Below are 265 nucleotides of genomic sequence, written 5' to 3'. Positions count from 1 at the left end.
CTCAGGTGTGACAGTCTTTTCCAAAACATCTATCCAAGGAGATGCCTTCTCCACAACTCTCTTCTTACTAGGTGTGGAAAAAGGTCTTGACTTTATCAATCAGATTGACGGTGTAGAAGCTGTTTTTATCGATAAGGAGCAGGGCGTTCATCTGAGTGATGGCTTGAAAGAAAGCTTTGAATTAACGAATGAGGAGTATCATCTTGTTAATGAATAAATCAACTAAAGGGCTCAGTTTGTCTGTATTTCTAGAATTTGTTGAACT

General features: G+C 38.5%; 1 protein-coding gene. It reads left to right on the top strand.

What is annotated here, in order from left to right; genetic code table 11:
* Positions 1-217, top strand: a 217-nt coding sequence (locus C1G53_RS00065) for an FAD:protein FMN transferase (protein ID WP_192873088.1), incomplete at its 5' end; no start/stop codon positions are given.
* Positions 218-265: the final 48 nt, after the last annotated feature.

It is taken from the genome of Streptococcus suis (assembly GCF_002960445.1).
Lineage (GTDB): Bacteria > Bacillota > Bacilli > Lactobacillales > Streptococcaceae > Streptococcus > Streptococcus hyiners.
Note: the sequence above shows the minus strand (reverse complement) of the source record. Positions and strands in the feature narration are given on the sequence as shown.